Source organism: Mesorhizobium tianshanense, assembly GCF_007830515.1.
GTDB classification, from domain to species: domain Bacteria; phylum Pseudomonadota; class Alphaproteobacteria; order Rhizobiales; family Rhizobiaceae; genus Mesorhizobium; species Mesorhizobium tianshanense.
In genome coordinates this window covers 84,793-106,202 of record NZ_VLKT01000028.1, presented here as the reverse complement: position 1 = coordinate 106,202, position 21,410 = coordinate 84,793, and the positions used below count along the sequence as shown (strand labels likewise).

21 protein-coding genes are annotated in these 21,410 nt (G+C 63.5%); 15 read left to right on the top strand and 6 right to left on the bottom strand.

Annotated features, from left to right (window positions below):
• The first annotated feature begins 656 nt into the window (after positions 1–656).
• From IQ26_RS21965 to IQ26_RS21940, 6 genes are all read left to right on the top strand, one after another.
• Positions 657–1,076 (top strand): HIT domain-containing protein, encoded by a 420-nt coding sequence (locus tag IQ26_RS21965; RefSeq protein WP_145720438.1) that lies wholly within the window; start codon positions 657–659, stop codon positions 1,074–1,076.
• 36 nt (positions 1,077–1,112) lie between these two features.
• Positions 1,113–2,054 carry an NAD(+) diphosphatase gene (gene nudC, locus IQ26_RS21960; RefSeq protein WP_145720437.1) on the top strand — a complete coding sequence of 314 codons (942 nt, stop codon included), beginning with the start codon at positions 1,113–1,115 and terminating at the stop codon, positions 2,052–2,054.
• A gap of 18 nt (positions 2,055–2,072) precedes the next feature.
• Positions 2,073–2,366 carry a Dabb family protein gene (locus tag IQ26_RS21955; RefSeq protein WP_145720436.1) on the top strand — a complete coding sequence of 98 codons (294 nt, stop codon included), beginning with the start codon at positions 2,073–2,075 and terminating at the stop codon, positions 2,364–2,366.
• Positions 2,367–2,932: 566 nt separating this feature from the next.
• The gene (locus IQ26_RS21950; RefSeq protein WP_145720435.1) at positions 2,933–3,115 is read left to right on the top strand and encodes a hypothetical protein; all 183 of its coding nucleotides are present in this window, start codon (positions 2,933–2,935) and stop codon (positions 3,113–3,115) included.
• A 64-nt stretch (positions 3,116–3,179) separates the two neighbouring features.
• Complete coding sequence (locus tag IQ26_RS21945) at positions 3,180–3,461, top strand: hypothetical protein (RefSeq protein ID WP_208760194.1); 282 nt, start codon at positions 3,180–3,182, stop codon at positions 3,459–3,461.
• A 71-nt stretch (positions 3,462–3,532) separates the two neighbouring features.
• Positions 3,533–4,018: a hypothetical protein gene (locus IQ26_RS21940; protein WP_145720434.1), complete on the top strand. Its 486-nt coding sequence runs from the start codon at positions 3,533–3,535 to the stop codon at positions 4,016–4,018.
• Positions 4,019–4,026: 8 nt separating this feature from the next.
• Here the strand turns inward: IQ26_RS21940 and IQ26_RS39175 are convergent, their stop codons facing one another.
• The 4 genes from IQ26_RS39175 to IQ26_RS21925 form a co-directional block, all read right to left on the bottom strand.
• On the bottom strand, positions 4,027–4,167 hold the full coding sequence (locus IQ26_RS39175) for a hypothetical protein (protein ID WP_156090943.1): 141 nt from the start codon (positions 4,165–4,167) through the stop codon (positions 4,027–4,029).
• 24 nt (positions 4,168–4,191) lie between these two features.
• Positions 4,192–4,986 (bottom strand): alpha/beta hydrolase, encoded by a 795-nt coding sequence (locus IQ26_RS21935; RefSeq protein ID WP_145720433.1) that lies wholly within the window; start codon positions 4,984–4,986, stop codon positions 4,192–4,194.
• Between the two features lie 86 nt (positions 4,987–5,072).
• On the bottom strand, positions 5,073–5,936 hold the full coding sequence (locus tag IQ26_RS21930) for a prephenate dehydratase (RefSeq protein WP_145720432.1): 864 nt from the start codon (positions 5,934–5,936) through the stop codon (positions 5,073–5,075).
• A gap of 28 nt (positions 5,937–5,964) precedes the next feature.
• Positions 5,965–6,693, bottom strand: a complete 729-nt coding sequence (locus IQ26_RS21925) for a 3-deoxy-manno-octulosonate cytidylyltransferase (protein WP_145720431.1) — start codon at positions 6,691–6,693, stop codon at positions 5,965–5,967.
• 193 nt (positions 6,694–6,886) lie between these two features.
• Between IQ26_RS21925 and IQ26_RS21920 the strand changes: the two genes are divergently transcribed.
• The 7 genes from IQ26_RS21920 (at position 6,887) to IQ26_RS21885 (ending at position 16,722) form a co-directional block, all read left to right on the top strand.
• Positions 6,887–7,585 (top strand): c-type cytochrome, encoded by a 699-nt coding sequence (locus IQ26_RS21920; RefSeq protein ID WP_145720430.1) that lies wholly within the window; start codon positions 6,887–6,889, stop codon positions 7,583–7,585.
• A gap of 158 nt (positions 7,586–7,743) precedes the next feature.
• Positions 7,744–9,621, top strand: a complete 1,878-nt coding sequence (locus tag IQ26_RS21915; RefSeq protein WP_145720429.1) for an extracellular solute-binding protein — start codon at positions 7,744–7,746, stop codon at positions 9,619–9,621.
• A complete protein-coding gene (locus tag IQ26_RS21910) occupies positions 9,621–11,507 on the top strand; it encodes an extracellular solute-binding protein (RefSeq protein WP_145720428.1) in 1,887 nt (628 codons plus the stop codon). Before IQ26_RS21915 ends, IQ26_RS21910 begins: the two co-directional genes overlap by 1 nt.
• Before the next feature lie 279 nt (positions 11,508–11,786).
• Complete coding sequence (locus tag IQ26_RS21900; RefSeq protein ID WP_145720427.1) at positions 11,787–12,881, top strand: microcin C ABC transporter permease YejB; 1,095 nt, start codon at positions 11,787–11,789, stop codon at positions 12,879–12,881.
• Positions 12,881–14,020, top strand: coding sequence for an ABC transporter permease (locus tag IQ26_RS21895; protein WP_145720426.1), 1,140 nt, complete (start codon positions 12,881–12,883; stop codon positions 14,018–14,020). Before IQ26_RS21900 ends, IQ26_RS21895 begins: the two co-directional genes overlap by 1 nt.
• Complete coding sequence (locus tag IQ26_RS21890) at positions 14,017–15,648, top strand: ABC transporter ATP-binding protein (protein ID WP_145720425.1); 1,632 nt, start codon at positions 14,017–14,019, stop codon at positions 15,646–15,648. The genes IQ26_RS21895 and IQ26_RS21890 overlap by 4 nt, the downstream gene beginning before the upstream one ends.
• Positions 15,649–15,780: 132 nt before the next feature.
• Positions 15,781–16,722, top strand: coding sequence for a 2-hydroxyacid dehydrogenase (locus IQ26_RS21885; protein WP_145720424.1), 942 nt, complete (start codon positions 15,781–15,783; stop codon positions 16,720–16,722).
• Here the strand turns inward: IQ26_RS21885 and IQ26_RS21880 are convergent.
• Positions 16,719–17,078, bottom strand: coding sequence for a hypothetical protein (locus IQ26_RS21880; RefSeq protein WP_145720423.1), 360 nt, complete (start codon positions 17,076–17,078; stop codon positions 16,719–16,721). The genes IQ26_RS21885 and IQ26_RS21880 overlap by 4 nt on opposite strands.
• A 188-nt stretch (positions 17,079–17,266) precedes the next feature.
• On the opposite strand from IQ26_RS21880, the gene IQ26_RS21875 reads away from it, so the two are divergent.
• Entirely contained in the window at positions 17,267–18,277 is a 1,011-nt protein-coding gene (locus IQ26_RS21875) for a ligase-associated DNA damage response exonuclease (protein ID WP_145720422.1), read from the top strand.
• A 232-nt stretch (positions 18,278–18,509) separates the two neighbouring features.
• Complete coding sequence (locus IQ26_RS21865) at positions 18,510–20,108, top strand: cisplatin damage response ATP-dependent DNA ligase (protein ID WP_145720421.1); 1,599 nt, start codon at positions 18,510–18,512, stop codon at positions 20,106–20,108.
• On the opposite strand, the gene IQ26_RS21860 is transcribed toward IQ26_RS21865, so the two are convergent.
• Complete coding sequence (locus IQ26_RS21860; RefSeq protein ID WP_145720420.1) at positions 20,105–21,397, bottom strand: hypothetical protein; 1,293 nt, start codon at positions 21,395–21,397, stop codon at positions 20,105–20,107. The genes IQ26_RS21865 and IQ26_RS21860 overlap by 4 nt on opposite strands.
• Positions 21,398–21,410: the final 13 nt, after the last annotated feature.

Here is a 21,410-nt window from a genome sequence, read left to right as displayed (position 1 = left end):
ACCGCGATCAGCGCGCCTCACGGCGGGCTCAGTCCGGAATTCCGGACACGGCACAGATCTCCCGAGGTAAGATCGACCGCCTTCCCCGCACACCCGCCGGATTTACCACCCCGGTCCTTGATGACCATGGACTTCGCGGTCATGTGCCCGCTCGTCCGGCCGGGTAGGCCTCGTATCCGGTTCTTGTCCATCGGGTCGCGGGTTTGCTCCACGCTTCCTTCAGACCCCGCCTTGCGACGACGCCCTTGCGCTTCGCTAACCCTTCGCCGCCATCAGGCTGGGTAGAGGACTTACACCTCCAAGCTGTCGATCATGCTCGGCACACACAAAAAACCCGCCTCGGGGGCGGGTCGTCAAGGGCGAGTCATTGGCGCAATCAGCACCATACTGGAATTATTAGCATAACTGCAGGCACAAAGCAAGAACAAAGTTGCCAGCCTTCAGCTTTGAAGATTGGCGAAAGCCGAAGGTGACATCCGATCTCCCGTAAGCGCGGAGATCGGCAGCTTCACCGACGACGCCTGTTTCGGAATGTTTGAAGTGCCGGCAGGGCGCCGGCCTGAGGCGATTGCTCCAATGATTCGCTTGCAGCCCCACGACAGCCGCTCTAGCGTCGATAAAGTTTAAAAAACACGACAAAAGTGAAGGAAACGCCGATGTTGCCGGGCCTCAAGGCCGGATTCACACTGGATGCGCGGCTGGAGGCGGACAGCGAGCAGTTGATGTGGCTCGGGCTGTGCGAGTTGCGGGTGATGAACGACCGCCGCTGGCCGTGGCTGCTTCTGGTGCCGCAGCGGCCGGGCGCGGAGGAAATCCACGATCTGACACCGCTCGACCAGGCGATGCTGACCTTCGAGACCAACATGGTGGCGCAGGCGCTGAAAAGGGTGACCGGCTGCACCAAGATCAACACCGGCGCACTCGGCAACATCGTGCGCCAGTTGCATGTCCATGTCATCGCGCGCTCGGAGGGCGACCCTGGCTGGCCAGGCCCGGTATGGGGCCACGGCATGCGCGAGCCCTACCAGCGCCCGGACCTGCGCCGGTTTGCCCAAACGATCAAGGCGGCGCTATAAGCCTCTCCCCGTGTCCATCCTGAAGTTGAGACCTCGATGAGCTTCCGCCTGTTTGACGCGCCCTTGCGCGAGCCGAGCCAGTTCGTCGGCTTCGCCGGCAACATGATCGACCGGCAATCCGAAAACCGCGCCGACGATTCCGTCGAAAAGGCGCTCGCCGATCCCTCGGCCAGGCTCTTGCTGATGCATGGCGGGCGGCTCTGCCTGAAGCTCAAAGATGATGGCTTCGACCCCTGGTTCGGCGCCGAGGAAAGCCAGTCGCTCCAGGCATCGCTCGACCATGGCGTCCTGCTCGGTTTTTCCGAGAGCGGACCGGTGCTCGCCGTGCCGGCCGGCGTCGACCCCGAACAACTTCCCGAAACCATCAAGGCCATCGACTATCGCTCGGTCTATATGCAGGGGCTGATCGACGAGCCGGCGGCCGGCGCGCTGGCGCAAGGGGCAGCGCTGCTCGCCTGGCATGCCAGCCACCGCTTCTGCAGCAAATGCGGCACCGAGTCCGAGATGCGGGCAGGCGGCTACAAGCGGCTTTGCCCGGCCTGCGGCACCGAGCATTTTCCACGCACTGACCCGGTGGCGATCATGCTGACGGCGACGCGCGAAAAATGCCTGCTCGGCCGCGGTCGGCATTTCGCGCCGGGCATGTATTCGGCACTTGCCGGTTTCATCGAGCCGGGCGAGACGATCGAGGCTGCGGTGCGCCGCGAAACGCTGGAGGAAGCCGGCATCAGGCTCGGCCGCGTCGTCTATCATGCCAGCCAGCCCTGGCCGTTTCCCTATTCGCTGATGATCGGCTGCTTCGGCGAACCGCTCGACGATGACATCCAGGCCGACCTCAACGAGTTGGAAGACTGCCGCTGGTTCTTTCGCGACGAGGTGCTCTCGATGCTGGCCCGCGAGCATCCGGGCGGCTTGGTCACGCCGCCGAAGGGGGCGATCGCCTATAACCTCATTCGCGCGTGGGCCGACAGCGCATAGACATTCAGGGGGAGCAATATGATCCGTCACACAGTGGTGTTCAGGCTGAAGCACAAGGAGGGCTCGGTCGAGGAGAAGAAGTTCCTTGCCGACGCCAAAATGCTCGGGGCTATACCAGGCGTCGAAAAGTTCGAGCAGTTGCGGCAGGTCAGCCCGAAGAACGACTATCACTTCGGCTTCTCGATGGAGTTCGCCGACCAGGCCGCCTATTCAGGCTACAACGACCATCCCGACCACGTCGCCTTCGTCCGCGACCGATGGATTCCGGAAGTCGAGGCGTTTCTCGAGATCGACTACGAGCCGCTGAGCTAGGGACAAAGTCCAATCGCTCCGAACGAACAAGTTTGATCCCACTAGGCATCGAAGCACATCGCTCGCAAGTCCGAGATGCGCACGGAAGCGGATGCCCAGGGTGAACGGACCATCGACACGGCTAAAGAGCTCGGTTCGAGATGCCTGCCTGCGCCAGGAAGCTCTCGACCTCCTTCGGGATCATGGCGTGCAGTGCGCCATGGTCACGGTGATTTCCCGATCGGGGATCGCATGCAAGCCAGGGATGTGGAGGGGTCAATCGCGATCTGGGCTGCGCTTGATCTGGTGTCGTCCGCGTTCGCGGCATTTTGCGAAGTCCGAAAAGTGGGATTCGATATTCGATGGGGTTTTCTTTCGAAGACAACACGTATAACGTGCATGAAGAGGCGGAGGGGTGCCCGATCGGCCAAGCGGCGGTGCTGGTCTGCAGGGTTCCTTGTTGGAATCCAGCAATCCGGTCAATCTACCTTGCTTGGCGCGACCATCACAGGATGGGCGCCGTGGTGACCCGGCCCATACCATTAAAGCCAGCGCTTTCTTCTCCACGTAGGCGGATGCCGCCGAGAATGAACGTGAAGCGGGAGCCAAAGTCGGCAATCGCAAAAAATGCGGCGGTACTCGAGGCCGGTCTCGTCCTCTCGCGGCACGCCGATGAATGGCGCATCTACGACATCCGCTACGGGGATCGCGATGACGGCTGGCGGCTGGGATCCGTGCTGGCCGAAGCGATCGAGGAAGAAATTCCGTAAATTCCGGGCGCAGTCAGTGCCCGGAGATAGCAGTCAAGTGAGGCGAAAGAGGAAGGAGAGAGAGATGCTGAAAGTCACAGTTCCGGTGCTTGCCGCTGTAAGCGTCGTGGCAGCGTCGATGTCGACGCCAGCCCATGCCCACCATAATCATGATGGAGCGCTGATAGCCGGCCTCGTCGCCGGTGCGGTATTGGGAGCCGCGGTCAGCGCGCGGCAGCACCCGCGCCCGCGCTACTATTACGGGCAGCCTTTCCCCCCAGCTTATTATCGTCCGCCGCCTCCGTCCGTCTACTATTATCCTCCACCCCGGCGTCCTGCCTACTATCCACCCTATGAACCGTACTGACGTCCGGCGAAACCGCGTCGAGATCCGTCGGTCGTCGCCTTCAACGTTGCACCCAGGATAGGAGGCTTCAGATGCACGTCCTTTCACCAATCATCGCTGCCCTGATCGCCGGCGGCCTCATCAGCTTCGCCAACGCACAGCAGCCCGCGCCGGAAGGTCAACAGCCTGCTGAACAGGAACCCGCGCCCCGGGATCAACAGGCGGCCGGGACCGAACCGTTGCCGCATCCGATCGATTGTACCTTTACCGAGGCCCGCCTCTGCAAGACAGGTACCGATTGCAGTGCGGCCGAGGCGCTTGGCGAGGTTCCACTGCCGGCGCGTTTTCTCATCCATTTCGAGCAGCAAATCATCGCGTCGGTCAATGCGGACGGCCTGCCGCATGTGTCGACGATCGGTGTCCTGGCTCGGTCGGGCGACAGCCTCATCCTTCAAGGTGTCGACGGGGCAACCGGCTGGACGATCCAGGGCTCGACAAGTGACGAGATGGCCTCCTTCACCGTGGCCTCGCAACATAGCGTGTTGAACGCGTTCGGAACTTGCAAAGCGATCGAGTGACATACGGATCAATGCAGCATGAGGCGCGATGGCGTCTGTTCGGGACGCATCCAAAGGCTTGAGCGATAGCCTTCCTCACGGCGGCGCGCCTCAAAAGCGCCCTTCAGTACAACCAGCAGCCGTGTCGCCGGGCCGGCCTGGATCGTCACCTTGCGTGCTCCCTGAACTGCTCGTCAATCGTGCGTGACCGCCGCAACGGAGGCGCGTAGCGCGCCGGCGAAGTCGGGATGGCCATAGAGGTCGTTGTGGCCAGCCGCTATGGCGATGTGGCTGCGCAGATCACGGGCGGCCTCGCGCAGGGGTGCCGAACGTGCCGCGGGAACGATGGTGTCGTGCTCGGCGATGATGATGGCCGCGGGGACATCGAGGTGGCGCAGAGCTCCTGCCGCCTCCATGCGATGCCGCAGCAAGAGGCGCACCGGCAGCCAGGGATAGTGGTGAGCGGCGAGTTCGCTCAGCGAATCGAAGGGCGTCACCATGACGATGCCGCGCAGCGGCCGGGCCGCCGCCAGATCGACCGCAACCGAAGCGCCGAGGCTAAGGCCGATGGCGACGATGCCGGCTTTGGCATCGGTGGTCAGGTGGTCATGGGCGCGTCGGGCGTCCTCGAACAGGGCGGCGGCCGACGGGCTTCCGCCGCTCGGCGCATAGCCGCGGTAGTGCAGCGCAGCGACCTCATGTTCGGGGAAGAGCTGGTGCAGCATGAGGGCAAGCGCGTCGGCATTCCAGGCGTTGCCGGCGAATCCCAGCAGAAGCGGGCGCGGCTCGACCACCGCCTGTCTTGAGGGCAGGCGTACCAGAACGACGCGCTCGCCATCCTCCGTCGCCAGCTCGACATGGCGGGCCCCGGCCGGCAGATCGGGTCCGAAAGCCGCAAAGCCGGCCGGGAAGATCAGCCAGGACTGAAGCACATACGCGACGGCGACAACGACCGCATACAACCCAGCGACCGCGAGCGTCAGTTTCATGAGCCACATCGCAGGAATGTCGCCCGGCGCACGTCACCTGGCAAGGCTCTAGGTCAGGACGCCGCAGAGCTCTCGATGAATGCCAGCTAATCCGCCACCTTCCATTGCTCGCGCGATTCGCTGGCCGGATAGACACCCAGGATCCGCATTTCGCGCGAGAAGAAGGCAAGCTCGTCCAGCGCCAGCTTGACCAGCGGATCGTCGGGATGGCCCTCGATATCGGCATAGAACAAGGTCGCGGTGAACGCGCCGAGTTGGTAGCTCTCCAACTTGGTCATGTTGATGCCGTTTGTGGCGAAGCCGCCCATCGCCTTGTAGAGCGCGGCCGGCACGTTGCGGACGCGGAAGATGAACGTCGTCATCATCTTGGCGGCGTCGGAAGGGCGGTCGGCCCATCGCCTGTTCTTGGTCAGCACGACGAAGCGAGTGACGTTGCTGTCGGTGTCCTCGACATTCTCCTCGATGATGTCGAGCCCGTAGAGCGTCGCGGCCAAGGCCGGCGCCAACGCCGCCATGGTGCGGTCCTTCAGCTCGGCGACCAGCTTGGCGGCGCCCGCCGTGTCGCCAGCGACCACCGGCTTCCAGCCGTTCTTGCGGATGTATTTGCGGCATTGGCCGAGCGCATGGATGTGGCTGTGCACGCTTCTGATCTCGTCGCGCCTGACGCCCGGCAAGACCATCAGCTGGAAATGGATCGGCAGGAAATATTCGCCGACGATGTGCAGCTTCGATTCCGGCAGGAGATGGTGGATGTCGGCGACGCGCCCGGCAATCGTGTTCTCGATCGGGATCATGGCGAGATCGGCCTTGCCGGTCTCGACGGCGTTGAACGCGTCCTCGAAGGTCGGGCACGGCAACGGCTCCATATCAGGGAACATGTTGCGGCAGGCGGTGTCGGAATTGGCGCCCGGCTCGCCCTGGAAGGCTATTCTGTTGGTTTTTTCAGGCATGCCAAATGTCTCGGGTTGACCAAATGTCTCAGGTTGAAAGGATGGTTCTGGCGCGTTCGAGGTCGTCCGGCGTGTCGACGCCGAACGGCGAGGACTGCACGATCTCGGCGTCGATGCGCATGCCGGCCTCCAGCGCCCGCAACTGCTCGAGCTTCTCGCGCCGTTCCAGCGGCGACGGCTTCAGCGCGACGAAGCGTTCGAGCGCGGCGCGGCGATAGGCGTAGAGGCCGATGTGGTGGTAGAGCGGCCCCTCGCCCCAGGGTGCCGTGGCGCGGGTGAAATAGAGCGCCCGCAGCCGTGTCCCCGACAGCGGCGAGCCGACGATCTTGACGACATTCGGATTGGTCTTTTCCTCGTCGCGGACGATCTCGATGCCGAGCGTGGCGATGTCGACGGCCGCATCCTCGAAAGGCCTCAGCGCGGCATTGATGATGTCGGGATCGATGGTCGGCAGGTCGCCTTGCACATTGACGATTGTTTCGACCTTGCGCCCTGGATCGAGCGTGGCCAGCGCCTCGAAGATGCGGTCGGAGCCCGATTCGTGATCCGCCCGCGTCATCACCGCCTCGAAACCGTGCGCGCGCACCGCTTCGGCCACGCTTTCGGTATCGGTCGCGACCACCACCCGGCCAAGTGCGGCATCGGCGGCGCGGCGGGCGACATGGACGATCATCGGAGCGCCGGCGATGTCGGCCAGCGGCTTGCCCGGCAGGCGGGTCGAGGCCATGCGGGCCGGGATGAGAATGAGCGTGGACATCGGGATGACGAAGCGTTCGAAAAGAGGACGGGAAAAGTGGCAAAAGGTCTCACTGGAAGCGCCCTTATAGGTGTTGCAACGCCAGAGCAAAAGACCTAGTTTCCGCCCGATTTGACCGCCTCGCGAGGTGGTTCACGATTACCGACGGACGGAGTGGACGGATCGGTCCGCCGGAAAAGGGAGCCTGGGGCGTATGGACTCTTTCGAAATCAACAAGCTGATCGGCGGGCTGCTGGGAACCGTGTTCGTCGTCTTCTCGGTCGGCATCATATCCGACGCGCTGTTCGCCTCCCCCACACCGGAAAAGCCCGGTTTCGCCATCGAGGCGGCCGAGGAGCCCGCGGAGGGCGGCCCAGCGGCCCCCGCGGCAGAAGCCAAGCCGATCGCCGACCTGCTGGCCAACGCCAATGCCGAGGCGGGTGCCGCCGTGTTCAAGAAGTGCCAGGCCTGCCATACCGGCGAGAAGGGTGGTCCGAACAAGGTCGGCCCCGATCTGTGGGACATCGTCGACCGTCCTGTCGCCGAGCATGCGGGCTTCGCCTATTCGGGCGGCATGAAGGAGTTTTCCAAGGACGGCGCCGAGAAGTGGACCTATGACAATCTCAACCACTTCCTCACCTCGCCCAAGAAGCTCGTGAAGGGCACGGCGATGAGCTTCGCCGGCCTGCCGAAGGACGAAGACCGGGCCAACGTCATCGCCTATCTGCGCACGCTGTCGGACAGTCCCAAGCCGCTGCCGACGCCCGGCGCTTCGGCCGATGCGGCTGCGCCCGCCGAAGGCGCGGCGCCGGCCAAGCCGGCAGAGGGTGCAGCACCTGCAGAGGGTGAGGCGCCAGCCAAGCCGGCCGAGGGTGAAGCACCCGCAGCCCCTGCTCCCGCACCGGCCCAATAACGCAATTGTCATGACAGCATCCTTAGAAAAGCCGGGTTCAGCCCGGCTTTTTTGATGGGAAAAGCGCATGTGCGGCGACAAAGCCGGCCTGTCGCGGTTTTCATAGGCGTCAAATGATCTAGATTGTCCGCTGACAGCTATCGCAAAGAGGAGAAGGCATGACGGTTGGCCGAACGTTTCTCAGATCGATGCTGGTTGTGGCCGCTTTCGCCGGCGGCCTGCAGGCAGCGTTCGCGGACGAATGGCGCACCACTTCGTCGCTGATCGGCGAATCCAAATATGGCGACAACTTCCAGCACTACGACTACGTCAATCCGGACGCGCCGAAGGGCGGCACGCTGAATTCGGTGGCGCCCGGCACGTTCGACAGCTTCAATCCCTATATCGTCCAGGGTTCCTTCGCCGCCGGCTTCGTCCCGTTCGGCGGCGGGCTGCTCTACGACACGCTGATGGAGCAGGCGACCGACGAGGGCAGCGTCAGCCACCCGCTGATCGCCGACGCCTACAAACATCCGGACGACTATTCCTCGGTGACCTACCGTCTCGACCCGCGCGCGAAATGGCATGACGGCAAGCCGATCACCACCGACGACGTGATCTGGTCGTTCCAGGTGCTGAAGGCCAACAGCCCGATGTACAGCCGCTATTTCGAGAACGTCACCGATGCCGTCGCGATCTCGGACCGCGAAGTCGAATTCCATTTCGACCAGAAGGGCAACCGGGAGCTGCCGAAGATCCTCGGCGACCTCGTCGTGCTGCCGAAGCACTGGTGGGAGGGCACCGACGCCAAAGGCAAGAAGCGCGACGTCACCAGGCCGACGCAAGAGCCGCCGCTCGGCTCCGCTGCCTACAAGATCGCCAGCTTCAAGCCGGGTTCGGAAATCGTCTGGCAGCGCGTACCCGACTACTGGGCCGCCAAGCTGCCGGTGAAGATCGGCCGCGAGAATTTCGACACGCAGCGTTTCACCTATATTCTCGATGAGAATGCGGCTTGGCAGGCGTTCACCAAGGGTGGGCTTGAGGACATCAACGCGGAAAACAGTTCCAGACGCTGGTCGACCGCCTATAATTTCCCCGCGATCAAGCAAGGCGACGTCATCAAGAAGGAGTTCAAGACCGAAACGCCCGAGCCGATGCAGGGTTTCGTGCTCAATCTGCGGCGCCAGCAGTTTCAGGATCGACGCATACGCGAGGCGCTGACCAACGTGCTCGATTTCGAAAGCATGAACCGCACGCTGTTCTTCGGCCTCAACACCCGAACGAGCAGCTATTTCCAAGGTACGGAACTGGCATCGAGTGGCCTGCCGCGAGGCAAGGAGCTGGAAATCCTCGAGCAGTATCGAGACAAGCTGCCAGCGGAGCTGTTCACCCAGGAATTCAAGCTGCCGGTCTACGATTCCCCGCAGGCCGAGCGCAAATACCTGAAGGCTGCGGTCGACCTCTTCGCTCAGGCCGGCTGGGTCATCAAGGGCGGCAAGATGGTCAACGCCGAGAGCGGCCAGCAATTCAAGCTGGAGATCCTCGGACGGGACCCGAGCGACGAGGTGATCGCCAATCCTTATGTCGACAGTTTGCGCAAGATCGGTATCGATGCCGCGCTTCGCATCGTCGACCCCAGCCAATATGTGAACCGCACCCGCAGCTTCGACTTCGACGTGGTGACGGGGATGTTCGGACAGTCGGATTCCCCCGGCAACGAGCAGCGCGATTTCTGGAGTTCAAAAGCCGCCGATGCACCCGGCTCACGCAATCTGATGGGCATCAAGAACCCGGTGGTCGACGCGCTGGTCGACCGTGTCATCTTCGCCACCGACCGCGACGATCTGGTTGCCGCCACCCATGCGCTCGACCGGGTTCTGCTGTGGAACTACTATGTGGTGCCGCAATGGCACAGACCGGTGGTCTGGCTAGCCTACTGGAACAAGTTCGGCATTCCCGAGAAGCAACCCGCCTATGTCGGCACCGACATCGACTCCTGGTGGATCGACAAGGACAAGGAAAAGGCGCTGACCGCAAAATACAAGAGCGGCAATTGATGGCGGCGCTCCCTCGCCGCGACTCTCTGGCCCGCCGCGACTTCCTGGCGCTGAGCGCCGCGGCCACGGCGGCAGCGCTTCTGCCGGGCCGGGCCTTTGCCACCATCCCGACCGGCGTAAAGCTGCACGGCCTGTCGGCCTTCGGCGACCTCAAATATCCTCCGGATTTCAAGCATTTCGACTATGTCAATCCGGACGCCCCCAAGGGTGGCGGGATGAATTTCGCACCGCCGAACTCCACCTTCAATCAGAGCTTCCTGACGTTCAACACGTTGAATTCCCTGGTGTTGAGGGGGGAATCGCCGCCGCGCACGGAACTCTGTTTCGATTCGCTGATGGCAAGCGCACTCGACGAGCCGGATGCGGTCTATGGCCTGCTTGCCGCAACCGTTACCCTGTCGCCGGACCGCAACGGCTTCCGCTTCGGCCTACGACCGCAAGCGCGCTTCCACGACGGCTCGCCACTGACGGCCGAGGACGTTGCCTTCGCGTTGACGCTTTACAAGGACAAAGGCCACCCGAACCTTTCCCAAGCGCTGCGGCATATGACGGAAGCGGTCGCGGTCGATCCGGCTACCGTCGACCTCACCTTCAACGGCAAACAGTCCGCGCAGAATATCCTTGCGGTGGTCACAATGCCGATCGTGTCCAAGGCCTTTTACACGGCCAACGAATTCGATGCCGCGACGATGAAACCGCCGCTCGGTTCAGGACCGTACAAGATAGGGCGCGTGGCCGCCGGACAGACGGTCGAGTATGAGCGCGTCGCCGACTATTGGGGCCGCGATCTGGCGGTGAACCGCGGCCTTTACAATTTCGACCGCATCCGTATCGACTTCTATCTCGATCGCCAGGCAGCGTTTGAAGCCTTGAAGAAAGGCGACACGCATTTTCGCGAGGAATTTACCGCGCGGGTATGGGCAACCGGTTACGACTTTCCGGCGCTGAAGGACGGCAGGGTCGTCAAACGCGAATTTCCCGGCGAAAAAACGCCATCCATGCAGGCTATCGCGCTGAACCAGCGTCGCCCGCAATTCCGCGATGTGCGCGTGAGGCGGGCGATCGCCAATTGCTTCGATTTCGAATGGACCAAACGGGTTCTGTTTTACGGCGCCTACGAGCGCTCGCAATCGAACTTCGAGCGGTCGGATTACAAGGCCGAGGGCCTGCCCTCGCCCGAGGAATTGGCCCTGCTGGAGCCGTTCAGAGCCGAGTTGCCACCGGAAGCCTTCGGCGAACCGGTGATGCAGCCTGTCTCCGACGGTTCGGGCCACGACCGCAAGCTGCTGCGCGAGGCTTCGAGACTGCTTACTGAGGCCGGCTGGAAGCGAGCGGGCAATTTCGTCGTCAACGAAAAGGGCGAGCGACTGCGGGTGGAAATGCTGGTCGAGGACGACAGCCTCGTTCGCCTTTTTACCCCGTGGTCCGAGAACATGAAAGCGATCGGGATCGACACCTCGATCCGGCAGGTCGATTCGACGCAGTACGAACAGCGGCAGAGCAATTTCGACTTCGATCTCATCATGCTCGCATGGTCGATCGGAGCGACGCCCACCGCCGACGGCCTGGAGATCCTCTATGACTCCCAGATGGCGAAAACGCCGGGGATGCGCAACTATCCCGGTACGGAAAGCAAAGCCATCGACGCGCTGATCGTCGCGGCCGGCAATGCACAGAGCCGGATCGAACTGGTCACGGCGCTCAAAGCGCTCGATCGGGTCTTGCGCGCGCGGCTAGACTGGATTCCAACATACTATCTCGCGAATCACCGAGCCGCCTATTGGGACATGTTCGGCTTTCCCGAGCAGAAGCCCGATTTCGGCTTTCCGGTCGAGGCGCTGTGGTGGTTCGACAAGGACAAGGCGGCAAAAATTGGCAAAGGGTGAATTTCTTGCGGGCGTCGGCGCCGCCCCTCACCTGCCTGCCGGCATCCTCTCCCCGTATAGTGGCGGGGAGAGGGGCGCTTTCATCGATGGTTTTGCCAATCACAAGCGTTGTAGTAAAAGCGCCGAGACTACGGCCGGCCCCCTTCTCCCCGTCACTATACGGGGAGAAATGTCCGGCAGGACAATGAGGGGCGGCGCTGGCGTCGACAATTGGTCTGAAGCGATTGCCTTGGGGGGCGGTCCAGACACAGTGCTTTTCCTCAAGGAGGACAACGTCTGATGGGCGCCTACATCCTGCGCCGCATCCTGCTGATGATCCCGACCCTGTTCGGCATCATGGCAATATCCTTCGCCGTCATCCAGTTCGCACCGGGCGGGCCGGTCGAGCAAGTCATCGCCAGGCTGACGAACCAGGGCGGCAGCGACCGCCTCGGCGGTGGCGGTGGGGACGCGGGCGGCAGTAATTTCGATGCGGCCGGCGAGGTCAGTTCGAAATATCGCGGCGCGCAGGGGCTCGACCCCGAATTCATCGCCAAGCTGGAAAAGCAGTTCGGCTTCGACAAGCCACCGCTCGAGCGCTTCGGCATGATGCTGTGGAACTATGCCAGGTTCGATTTCGGCGACAGCTATTTCCGTGACATTTCAGTGATCGATCTGATCCTGGAGAAGATGCCGGTGTCGATCTCGATCGGGCTGTGGATCACGCTCCTGTCCTACCTGATCTCGATCCCGCTCGGCATCCGCAAGGCGGTCAAGGACGGCTCGGCATTCGACGTCTGGACCAGCGGCGTCGTTATCGTCGGTTACGCCATCCCGGGCTTCCTGTTCGGCATCCTTTTGATGGTGCTGTTTGCCGGCGGATCGTTCTATGACTGGTTCCCGCTGCGCGGCATCACCTCCGACAATTGGGACCAGCTGTCCTGGCCGGCGCGAATCGTCGACTATTTCTGGCACATGACCTTGCCGCTGACGGCACTGGTGCTGTCGGCCTTCGCCACCACGACGCTTCTGACCAAGAATTCGTTCCTCGAGGAAATCCGCAAGCAGTATGTGGTGACCGCGCGCGCCAAGGGCCTGTCGGAACGGCAGGTTCTCTACGGGCACGTCTTCCGCAACGCCATGCTGATCGTCGTCGCCGGCTTTCCGGGCGCCTTCATCTCGGCCTTCTTCACCGGCTCGCTGCTGATCGAGAACATCTTTTCGCTCGACGGCCTCGGTCTGCTCGGTTTCAGGTCGGTGGTCGAGCGCGACTATCCGGTGGTCTTCGCCAATCTCTACATCTTCTCGCTTCTTGGCCTGTTCGTCGGGCTGCTGTCCGACCTGATCTATACCTGGGTCGACCCGCGCATCGACTTCGAGCGGAGAGACGTCTGATGGCCGGGAGCGCGGTCGAAACGGCACCGGACCGGATTGCCCGACCCTGGCTGTCGCCGCTCAACAAGCGTCGCCTGCAGAACTTCAAGGCCAACCGGCGCGGCCATTGGTCGTTGTGGATCTTCCTCGTACTTTTCGTGCTGTCGCTGTTTTCCGAATGGATCGCCAACGACAAACCGGTCCTGGTTTCCTACAAGGGCGAGATCCTGTTTCCGGTCCTGGTCGCTTATCCCGAGGAGAAGTTCGGCGGCTTCTACGCGGTCACCGATTATCGCGACCCGGTCATCCAGGACGAGATCAATGCCAATGGCTGGATGATCTGGCCGGTGGTCCGCTACTCCTACCGGACCGTCAACAACGCCATCCCCGAGGCGGCGCCCACCAAGCCGTCCTGGCTCTATGACGCCAAGACACGCTGCAACCAGTATCCGCAAGGTGCGGCCGATCCCAATTGCGTCGTCGGCAACTGGAACTGGCTGGGCACCGACGACCAGGCACGCGACGTGCTGGCGCGCGTCATCTACGGCTTCAGGGTCTCGGTGCTGTTCGGCCTGATCCTCACCGCCGGCTCGGCGCTGATCGGCGTGACGGCCGGCGCATTACAAGGCTATTTCGGCGGCTGGACCGACCTTCTGTTCCAGCGCTTCATCGAGATATGGTCGGCGATCCCGGTGCTCTATCTCTTGCTGATCGTCGCCGCCATCCTGCCGCCCGGCTTTTTCATCCTGCTTGGACTGATGCTGCTGTTCTCCTGGGTGGCGCTGGTCGGCGTGGTGCGGGCCGAGTTCCTGCGCGCCCGCAACTTCGAATATGTCAACGCGGCCCGCGCGCTCGGCGTGTCAAACGGCACCATCATGTTCCGGCACCTGTTGCCCAATGCCATGGTGGCGACGCTGACCTTCATGCCCTTCCTGCTCAGCGGCTCGATCTCGACGCTGACCTCGCTCGATTACCTTGGCTTCGGCCTGCCGCCCGGCTCGGCCTCGCTGGGCGAGCTCCTGAAGCAGGCCCAGCGCAACCTCAACGCGCCGTGGCTGGGCATTTCCGGCTTCGTCGTCATCTCGCTGATGCTGTCGCTGCTGGTTTTCGTCGGCGAAGCGACCCGCGACGCCTTCGATCCGCGCAAGACGTTCCGATGAGCGAAGCCCCCCTCCTCTCCATCCGCGACCTCAGCGTCGCCTTCGCGCAGGAAGGCCGCCAGTCGATGGCCGTCGACCACGTCTCCTTCGACATCGCCAAGGGCGAGACGGTGGCGCTGGTCGGCGAATCCGGCTCCGGCAAGTCGGTCACGGCGCTGTCGGTGCTGAAGCTGCTGCCCTATCCGGCCGCCAGCCATCCGTCGGGGAAGATCCTGTTCCAGGGCGCCGACCTGCTCGCCACCGACGAGAAGGAATTGCGCCGCGTGCGCGGCAACAAGATCACCATGATCTTCCAGGAGCCGATGACCTCGCTCAATCCGCTGCACACGGTCGAGCAGCAGATCGTCGAGGTGCTGACGCTGCACCAGGGCCTGGGTGACCGCCAGGCCAAGGCGCGCACCCTGGAGCTGCTCAACGAGGTCGGCATCCGCGAGCCGGAGAAGCGGCTCGACGCCTATCCGCACCAGCTTTCCGGCGGCCAACGCCAGCGCGTCATGATCGCCATGGCGCTGGCCAACGAACCGGAACTGCTGATCGCCGACGAGCCGACGACGGCACTCGACGTCACCGTGCAGGCGCAGATCCTCGAACTGCTTGCGGAGCTGAAGAGCCGCAAGGGCATGTCGATGCTGTTCATCACCCACGATCTCGGCATCGTCAGGAAGATCGCCGACCGGGTCTGCGTGATGACAAAGGGCAAGATCGTCGAGACAGGGCCGACGAAAGACATCTTCCCCAACCCGCAGCATAGCTATACGCGGCATTTGCTGGCCGCCGAACCGAAGGGCAAGCCGCCGGCGGCCAACCATGCCGCCAAGCCTGTCATGACGGGCCAGGACATCAAGGTCTGGTTTCCGATAAAAAAAGGCTTTTTCCGGCGCACCGTCGACAATGTGAAGGCTGTCGACGGCATCGACGCCACCGTTCGCGCCGGCCAGACGCTCGGCGTCGTCGGCGAATCCGGCTCGGGCAAGACGACGCTCGGCCTGGCACTGGCCAGGATGATCTCCTCGACCGGGACCATTCAATTCAACGGACGCGACATCAACGAGCTGACTTTCAACGCCATGCGGCCACTGCGACGCGAGCTGCAGATCGTCTTCCAGGATCCGTTCGGGTCCTTGAGCCCGCGCATGTCGGTCTCCGAGATCATCGAGGAGGGGCTGAGGATCCACGAGCCGAAGCTGTCGCCCGATCAGCGCGACAAGCGCATTGTCGATGTGCTCGGGGAAGTCGGGCTCGATCCCGCCACGCGCAATCGCTATCCGCACGAGTTTTCCGGCGGCCAGCGCCAGCGTATCGCCATCGCCCGCGCCATGGTGCTCAACCCGCGCTTCGTCATGCTGGACGAGCCGACCTCGGCGCTCGACATGAGCGTGCAGGCGCAAGTGGTCGACCTTCTGCGCAGCTTGCAAGCCAAGCACGACCTCGCCTATCTGTTCATCAGCCACGACCTGAAGGTCATCCGCGCGCTTGCCAACGACGTCATCGTCATGCGCAATGGTAAGGTCGTCGAGGCCGGCCCCTCCGAACAGATTTTCGAGCGGCCGCAGACCGACTATACCAAGGCGCTGATCTCGGCCGCGTTCAGGATCGAGACGGCACCGGTCGGCATCGTCAGCGAGTAATGGGCCGGCCCATGGCCCTGAAAATCGGAATCGATTTTCGTTGAGGATTATGCGCAAAATCAAAGTGCTGCAGCGTCCTTCGCGCGTCCAGGAGACGCGGGCGCCGTAGGTAAAAAGGAAAAAGAATTCGCAATGGAAAAAGGCCGTATCCTGCTTGCCGTCACCGGCTTTCATCCGCAGCGCTGGCGCGAATTGCTGTCGGCGGAACGCGAGGTGGTGCTCGAGCCGGACGGCGCCAGCGACCCCTCGATCACCTATGCGGTGGTGTGGAAGCAGCGGCCGAACCTCTTGTCGGCGCTGCCCAATCTGCGCGCCGTCTTTTCGATCGGCGCCGGCGTCGACCACATCTTTGCCGATCCCACTTTGCCCGACGTGCCGATCGTGAAGGTGGTGGCCGACAACCTTACCCAGTACATGACCGAATATGTCGTCTGGCGCGTGCTCGATCACCATCGCCAGGGCATGCTCTACCGCTCGCAGCAGAAAAAGAAGATCTGGCACGAGCCGCCGCAACGGCCGGCCAGCGACATCTCCGTCGGCATCATGGGGCTCGGCACGCTCGGCCGTGCGGCGGCGTCGGTGCTTTTGTCGCTCGGCTTTCCGGTCAATGGCTGGTCGCGCAGCGACCGGCCGATGAAGGACGTTTCGACCTATTCGGGCGAGGCCGGGTTGATTCCGTTCCTCAACGCCACCGACATTCTGGTGGTGCTTTTGCCGCTCACGCCGCAGACGCAAGGCATCGTCAATTACGGCGTGCTGAAGGAGCTGAGGAAACGCAACGGCCTCGGCGGTTCGGTGCTGATCAATGCCGGGCGCGGCCGCCTGCAGAAGGATGCCGACATCGTGCGCGCGCTGGAGGATGGCACACTGAAGGAAGCGAGCCTCGACGTGTTCGAGGTCGAGCCGCTGCCGAAGACCAGCCCGCTATGGAGCCACCCGAAAGTGTTCATGACGCCGCATGCGGCGGCGACCTCCGATCCCGTGCATCTGGCGCCGATCATGCTGCGCCAGATGGCGGCCTTCGAGCGCGGCGAGAAGCTCGAGAACATCGTGGATCGCGACGCGGGGTATTAACCCGGCAGGCCGAGCTCGTCTGGCTTGGCCGGTTTGCCACATTCGCGGCGAGCCATCGAACGGTTCATGGCATCGATCTTGCCGCGTGCCTGATCGGAATCGCGCTTGCTCTTCGAGCGCATGTCGGGCGTGAACGGGCCGAAGCCCATTGCCGGATTGGAGAAGGACGGCTTGGCGTCCACCGGCAGGCGGTATTGCCGCGCCAGCCCGGCGCGCTGCGCCAGCAATTGGTCGCAAGGCACGCTATCGTACTGCAGCGAGGACCGGACGTCCGCATCCTGCCGTTCGGACATCGAGTTGCCGACGCAACCGGCCGATGCCAGGCAAGATGCCAAGACCAGTATGTTCCAGCGCATGGGACGTGCTCCGTGTCGATGTGCCGCCTTCGATCGGGATGGTCGCATCAGTCGGGCATGCGAATCGGGCTTTTTCGCAGCCGCCGCCACCGGTGGCACGGATGCGGTCGACATCTCCTGCCTATGCAGGTGTCAGCAGCCACTTGCAACAGGCTTCTCGCGCCGGAATTAATGCCTATCTTGGAGCCATGCGCGCCAGCGACCTGCTTCACCCCCGGCCCGAGGGCCTTTATTGCCCACCCGGCGACTTCTTCATCGACCCGGTGCGGCCGGTCAACCGGGCGCTGATCACGCACGGCCATTCCGACCATGCCCGTTCCGGCCATCGCTTCGTGCTGGCGACAAGACAGACGCTTGATATCATGGAGCTGCGCCATGGCGTGGGTTATGCCGGGGCGACGCAAGCGGCGGCTCTCGGCGAGACGATTGCCGTGAACGGCGTCAGCATTACCTTCCATCCGGCCGGGCATGTGCTCGGCTCGGCGCAGATCGCGGTCGAGCATCAGGGCACGCGCATCGTCGCGTCGGGCGACTACAAACGCCAGGGGGATGCGACGTGCGAGCCGTTCGAGCCAGTCAAATGCGACGTGTTCATCACCGAAGCGACCTTCGGCCTGCCGGTGTTCCGCCATCCGCCCGACACCGTGGAGATCGCCCGCCTGCTGAAATCGACCGCGCAGTTTCCCGAACGCGCGCATCTGGTCGGCGCCTATGCGCTCGGCAAGGCGCAGCGCGTCATGCGCTTGCTGCGCGATGCCGGCCACGACAGGCCGATCTACATACACGGCGCGCTGGCCAAGCTCAGCGACTACTATCAGAGCCAGGGCATCGACCTCGGGACGCTGGAGCCGGCGACCGTCGAAAGCGGCGGCAAGGCCGATTTCTCCGGCGCCATCGTCGTCGGCCCGCCCTCGGCCTTCGCCGACCGCTGGGCGCGGCGCTTTCTCGATCCGATCTCGAGCTTCGCCTCCGGCTGGATGCGCATCCGCCAGCGCGCCAAGCAGGGCGGCGTTGAGCTGCCGCTGATCATTTCCGACCATGCCGACTGGGACGAGCTGACCGCCACGATCAAGGAGACCGGCGCCGGGGAGATCTGGGTGACGCATGGCCGCGAGGAAGCCCTGGTGCGCTGGTGCGAACTCGAAGGCATCGCTGCCAGGCCACTGCATCTCGTCGGCTACGAGGATGAGGGCGATTGATGGCGCTCATGGCCGATGCAGCGCCCTACGGCGCCCCCCTCTGTCCTGCCGGCCATCTCCCCCACTTGGGGGGAGATTGGATGTCGCGCCGGCTTTCGCCAATCACTGACGTTGCAGGATGGGCGGCAGGAACGGAACTGCCAATCTCCCCCCTCGTGGGGGAGATGTCCGGCAGGACAGAGGGGGGCGCGAAGGATCGCAAGCTTCTCCCATTGGCCGGGCTCTTTTCACAATGAACCGCTTCGCCGAGCTTCTCGACCGCCTCGTGCTGACGCCGTCGCGCAACGGCAAGCTGACGCTGCTGACCGACTATTTCCGCAGCGTCGAGGATCCGGATCGCGGCCTGGCGCTGGCCGCCATCACTGGCGACCTGACCATCGCGGCGGTCAAGCCGGCGATGCTGCGCGCGCTGGTCATGGAGCGCATGGACCCGGTGCTGTTCGGCTATTCCTACGATTATGTCGGCGACCTCGCCGAAACAGTTTCGCTGGTCTGGCCGCAATCGCCCGCGGATATCGCGAACCACGAGCCGACACTCGCCGAGGTCGTGGCAAAGCTGCAGGCGGCGAGCCGTTCCGACGGGCCGAAGGTGTTGGCAAGGCTGCTCGACGGCGCCAGCATCTCGGCGCGCTTCGCCATTATAAAGCTGGTCACCGGCGGCCTGCGCATCGGCGTCTCGGCACGCTTGGCCAAGCAGTCGCTGGCCGATTTCGGCAAGGTCGACATCGCCGAGATCGAAGAGCTCTGGCACGGGCTGACGCCGCCCTATGCCGGACTGTTCGCCTGGCTGGAAGGCAAGGCGGAAAAACCCGAAAGGACGGCGCTGGCGCTGTTTCGGCCAGTGATGCTGTCGAACCCGGTCGGTGACGGCGATCTCGAAAAGCTCGACCCGGCCGACTATGCAGCCGAGTGGAAATGGGACGGCATCCGCGTCCAGGCCGTATCGGAAGGCGGCATTCGCCGGCTCTATTCACGCACCGGCGACGATGTTTCCGGCGCCTTTCCGGATCTCGCCGAGGCGATGGATTTTTCCGGCACCCTCGACGGCGAGCTTCTGGTCGGCGATCCCCAGGCGACGGGCACCTTCTCGGACCTGCAGCAGCGGCTGAACCGCAAGAGCGTGGCACCCAAGATCCAGCAGCAATACCCGGCGTTCATGCGCTGCTACGACGTGCTTCAGATCGGCGACGAGGATTCGCGGGCGTTCTCTTTCCGCGAGCGGCGCGGCCGGCTCGAGGCCTTCGTCAGGACGCTCGACCCGAGCCGCTTCGACCTGTCGCCGCTGGTCGAATTCGAGGACTGGCAAGCGCTGGAAGAATTGCGCCGCAAGCCGCTGCATCCGGTCATCGAAGGCGTCATGCTGAAGCGCTGGGATTCGCCCTATCTCACCGGCCGGCCGAAAGGCCCATGGTTCAAATGGAAGCGCGATCCGCACACGGTCGACGCCGTGCTGATGTATGCCCAGCGCGGCCACGGCAAGCGTTCGAGTTTTTATTCCGACTACACGTTCGGCGTCTGGTCCGGCCCCGAAGGATCGGAGGAACTGGTGCCGGTGGGGAAAGCCTATTTCGGCTTCACCGACGAGGAGCTGAGGCAGATCGACAAATATGTCCGCGACAACACGGTCGAGCGTTTCGGCCCGGTCCGCTCGGTGCGGGCCGACCGCAGACAAGGCCTCGTGCTGGAGGTGGCGTTCGAGGGCCTCAACCGCTCGACACGGCACAAGTCCGGCGTCGCCATGCGCTTTCCGCGCATTTCACGGCTGCGCTGGGACAAGCCGGCCGCCGAAGCCGACCGCATCGAGACGCTGCAGGCATTGCTCGATGGTTAGGGAACAACCGAGACGCGGATCTCGTAGATGTCGACCGACTTGCCCTGCTGGTCGAAGTCGGAATTGATGGCGATGGTGCCGGCAGCGCCCGGGCGCTTGTCGGGAAACCGCACGTCGAACAGGTATTCGTTGTTCTCACGGCCAACCGCGTAGCGCTTGCGGCCGCAGTCGCCGAATTCGCCGAAATTGCAATCGACGGAAATCTGCGTCTCCTTGCCCTCCTCGGAGCGGGCGATGATGTCGAACACGGCGTGCTTGCCGGCGAGCCTTTCCAGCACGCCTTGCCCGACGTCGAAGCTGATGGCCGAGCCGGAGGCGCCCGACCGGATGCGCAGGAAGGAACCGCTCTCGTCCTGCATGACTTCGGCCTTGGCATCCGAAGGCGCACTGACAAGCGTCGGGTCGCTTGGCGAAAACACATTGATCCAGTCGCGCTCCTCATCGGCCTCGCCGGGATTCAGCGGCGAGGCCGTGTCGCTTGGCGGCGTGAAGTCATCGTCGTCCACCGTGGGAGGCGACTGCGGCGGGGCCGTGTCGAGTTGGGCCGCCGATTTGAAGACGCCAGTCTGCGCAGCGAAATAGAGGCCGATGCCGGCAGCTGCGAGCAGCGTAACACCGAGGAAGATCGCGGTGAGCGGCAGACGGCGGCCTCTCACCCGCCTCTCGTCGCGGTCGGGCATCACCTCTGCGTCGTCGTCTCCGGCCGATGCAGGGTTCGACATGTCGATCTCCGGCACACCAGCGAAAACCGCTTCGGGCATGATATCGGGAACGACCGGCAGGACGCGCGACCGGGACGCGTCGGATGCAGGAGGCTGCACCGGACCGTCGACAACGATGTCAGGCGACGGCGCAGATTCGGCTTCGACCGCACTATCGGCCTGGGGCTCCACCGGACCGTCGACGACGACGTCAGGCGGCGGCGCAGGTTCGGCTTCGCTATCGGCCGGCTGCTCCACCGGACCTTCGACAACGACGTCAGGCGACGGCGCAGGTTCGGCTTCGGTTTCGCTATCGGCCGGCTGCTCCTCCGCCGGTGCTGCAGCGTCATCATCGGCCGGCAGGCCGACATCGGGAACCGCCGGCAGGAACTCGGATTCGATTTCGGTGATCTTGGCCTGCACCGCCTTGCGACGCTTGATGGCGACTTCCACCGTCACGCCCTGGTTGGCCTGCAGGGCACGGTCCAGTGCGGCGAAGGCCGATCGATAGACCCTCTCGCGAAACGCCCGGTCGTCGGCATTGCCTTTTTCGAAGGCGTTCCGGATCGCTTTTTCGATCGCGTCCAAGCGGGACCCCTCT

Excerpts from the sequence above, each read along its gene's own strand:
- IQ26_RS21965 (WP_145720438.1), top strand. The coding sequence starts at position 657 with ATGTTGCCGGGCCTCAAGGCCGGATTCACACTGGATGCGCGGCTGGAG.
- nudC (WP_145720437.1), top strand. The coding sequence starts at position 1,113 with ATGAGCTTCCGCCTGTTTGACGCGCCCTTGCGCGAGCCGAGCCAGTTC.
- IQ26_RS21955 (WP_145720436.1), top strand. The coding sequence starts at position 2,073 with ATGATCCGTCACACAGTGGTGTTCAGGCTGAAGCACAAGGAGGGCTCG.
- IQ26_RS21950 (WP_145720435.1), top strand. The coding sequence starts at position 2,933 with ATGAACGTGAAGCGGGAGCCAAAGTCGGCAATCGCAAAAAATGCGGCG.
- IQ26_RS21945 (WP_208760194.1), top strand. The coding sequence starts at position 3,180 with ATGCTGAAAGTCACAGTTCCGGTGCTTGCCGCTGTAAGCGTCGTGGCA.
- IQ26_RS21940 (WP_145720434.1), top strand. The coding sequence starts at position 3,533 with ATGCACGTCCTTTCACCAATCATCGCTGCCCTGATCGCCGGCGGCCTC.
- IQ26_RS21935 (WP_145720433.1), bottom strand. The coding sequence starts at position 4,986 with ATGAAACTGACGCTCGCGGTCGCTGGGTTGTATGCGGTCGTTGTCGCC.
- IQ26_RS21930 (WP_145720432.1), bottom strand. The coding sequence starts at position 5,936 with ATGCCTGAAAAAACCAACAGAATAGCCTTCCAGGGCGAGCCGGGCGCC.
- IQ26_RS21925 (WP_145720431.1), bottom strand. The coding sequence starts at position 6,693 with ATGTCCACGCTCATTCTCATCCCGGCCCGCATGGCCTCGACCCGCCTG.
- IQ26_RS21920 (WP_145720430.1), top strand. The coding sequence starts at position 6,887 with ATGGACTCTTTCGAAATCAACAAGCTGATCGGCGGGCTGCTGGGAACC.
- IQ26_RS21915 (WP_145720429.1), top strand. The coding sequence starts at position 7,744 with ATGACGGTTGGCCGAACGTTTCTCAGATCGATGCTGGTTGTGGCCGCT.
- IQ26_RS21910 (WP_145720428.1), top strand. The coding sequence starts at position 9,621 with ATGGCGGCGCTCCCTCGCCGCGACTCTCTGGCCCGCCGCGACTTCCTG.
- IQ26_RS21900 (WP_145720427.1), top strand. The coding sequence starts at position 11,787 with ATGGGCGCCTACATCCTGCGCCGCATCCTGCTGATGATCCCGACCCTG.
- IQ26_RS21895 (WP_145720426.1), top strand. The coding sequence starts at position 12,881 with ATGGCCGGGAGCGCGGTCGAAACGGCACCGGACCGGATTGCCCGACCC.
- IQ26_RS21890 (WP_145720425.1), top strand. The coding sequence starts at position 14,017 with ATGAGCGAAGCCCCCCTCCTCTCCATCCGCGACCTCAGCGTCGCCTTC.
- IQ26_RS21885 (WP_145720424.1), top strand. The coding sequence starts at position 15,781 with ATGGAAAAAGGCCGTATCCTGCTTGCCGTCACCGGCTTTCATCCGCAG.
- IQ26_RS21880 (WP_145720423.1), bottom strand. The coding sequence starts at position 17,078 with ATGCGCTGGAACATACTGGTCTTGGCATCTTGCCTGGCATCGGCCGGT.
- IQ26_RS21875 (WP_145720422.1), top strand. The coding sequence starts at position 17,267 with ATGCGCGCCAGCGACCTGCTTCACCCCCGGCCCGAGGGCCTTTATTGC.
- IQ26_RS21865 (WP_145720421.1), top strand. The coding sequence starts at position 18,510 with ATGAACCGCTTCGCCGAGCTTCTCGACCGCCTCGTGCTGACGCCGTCG.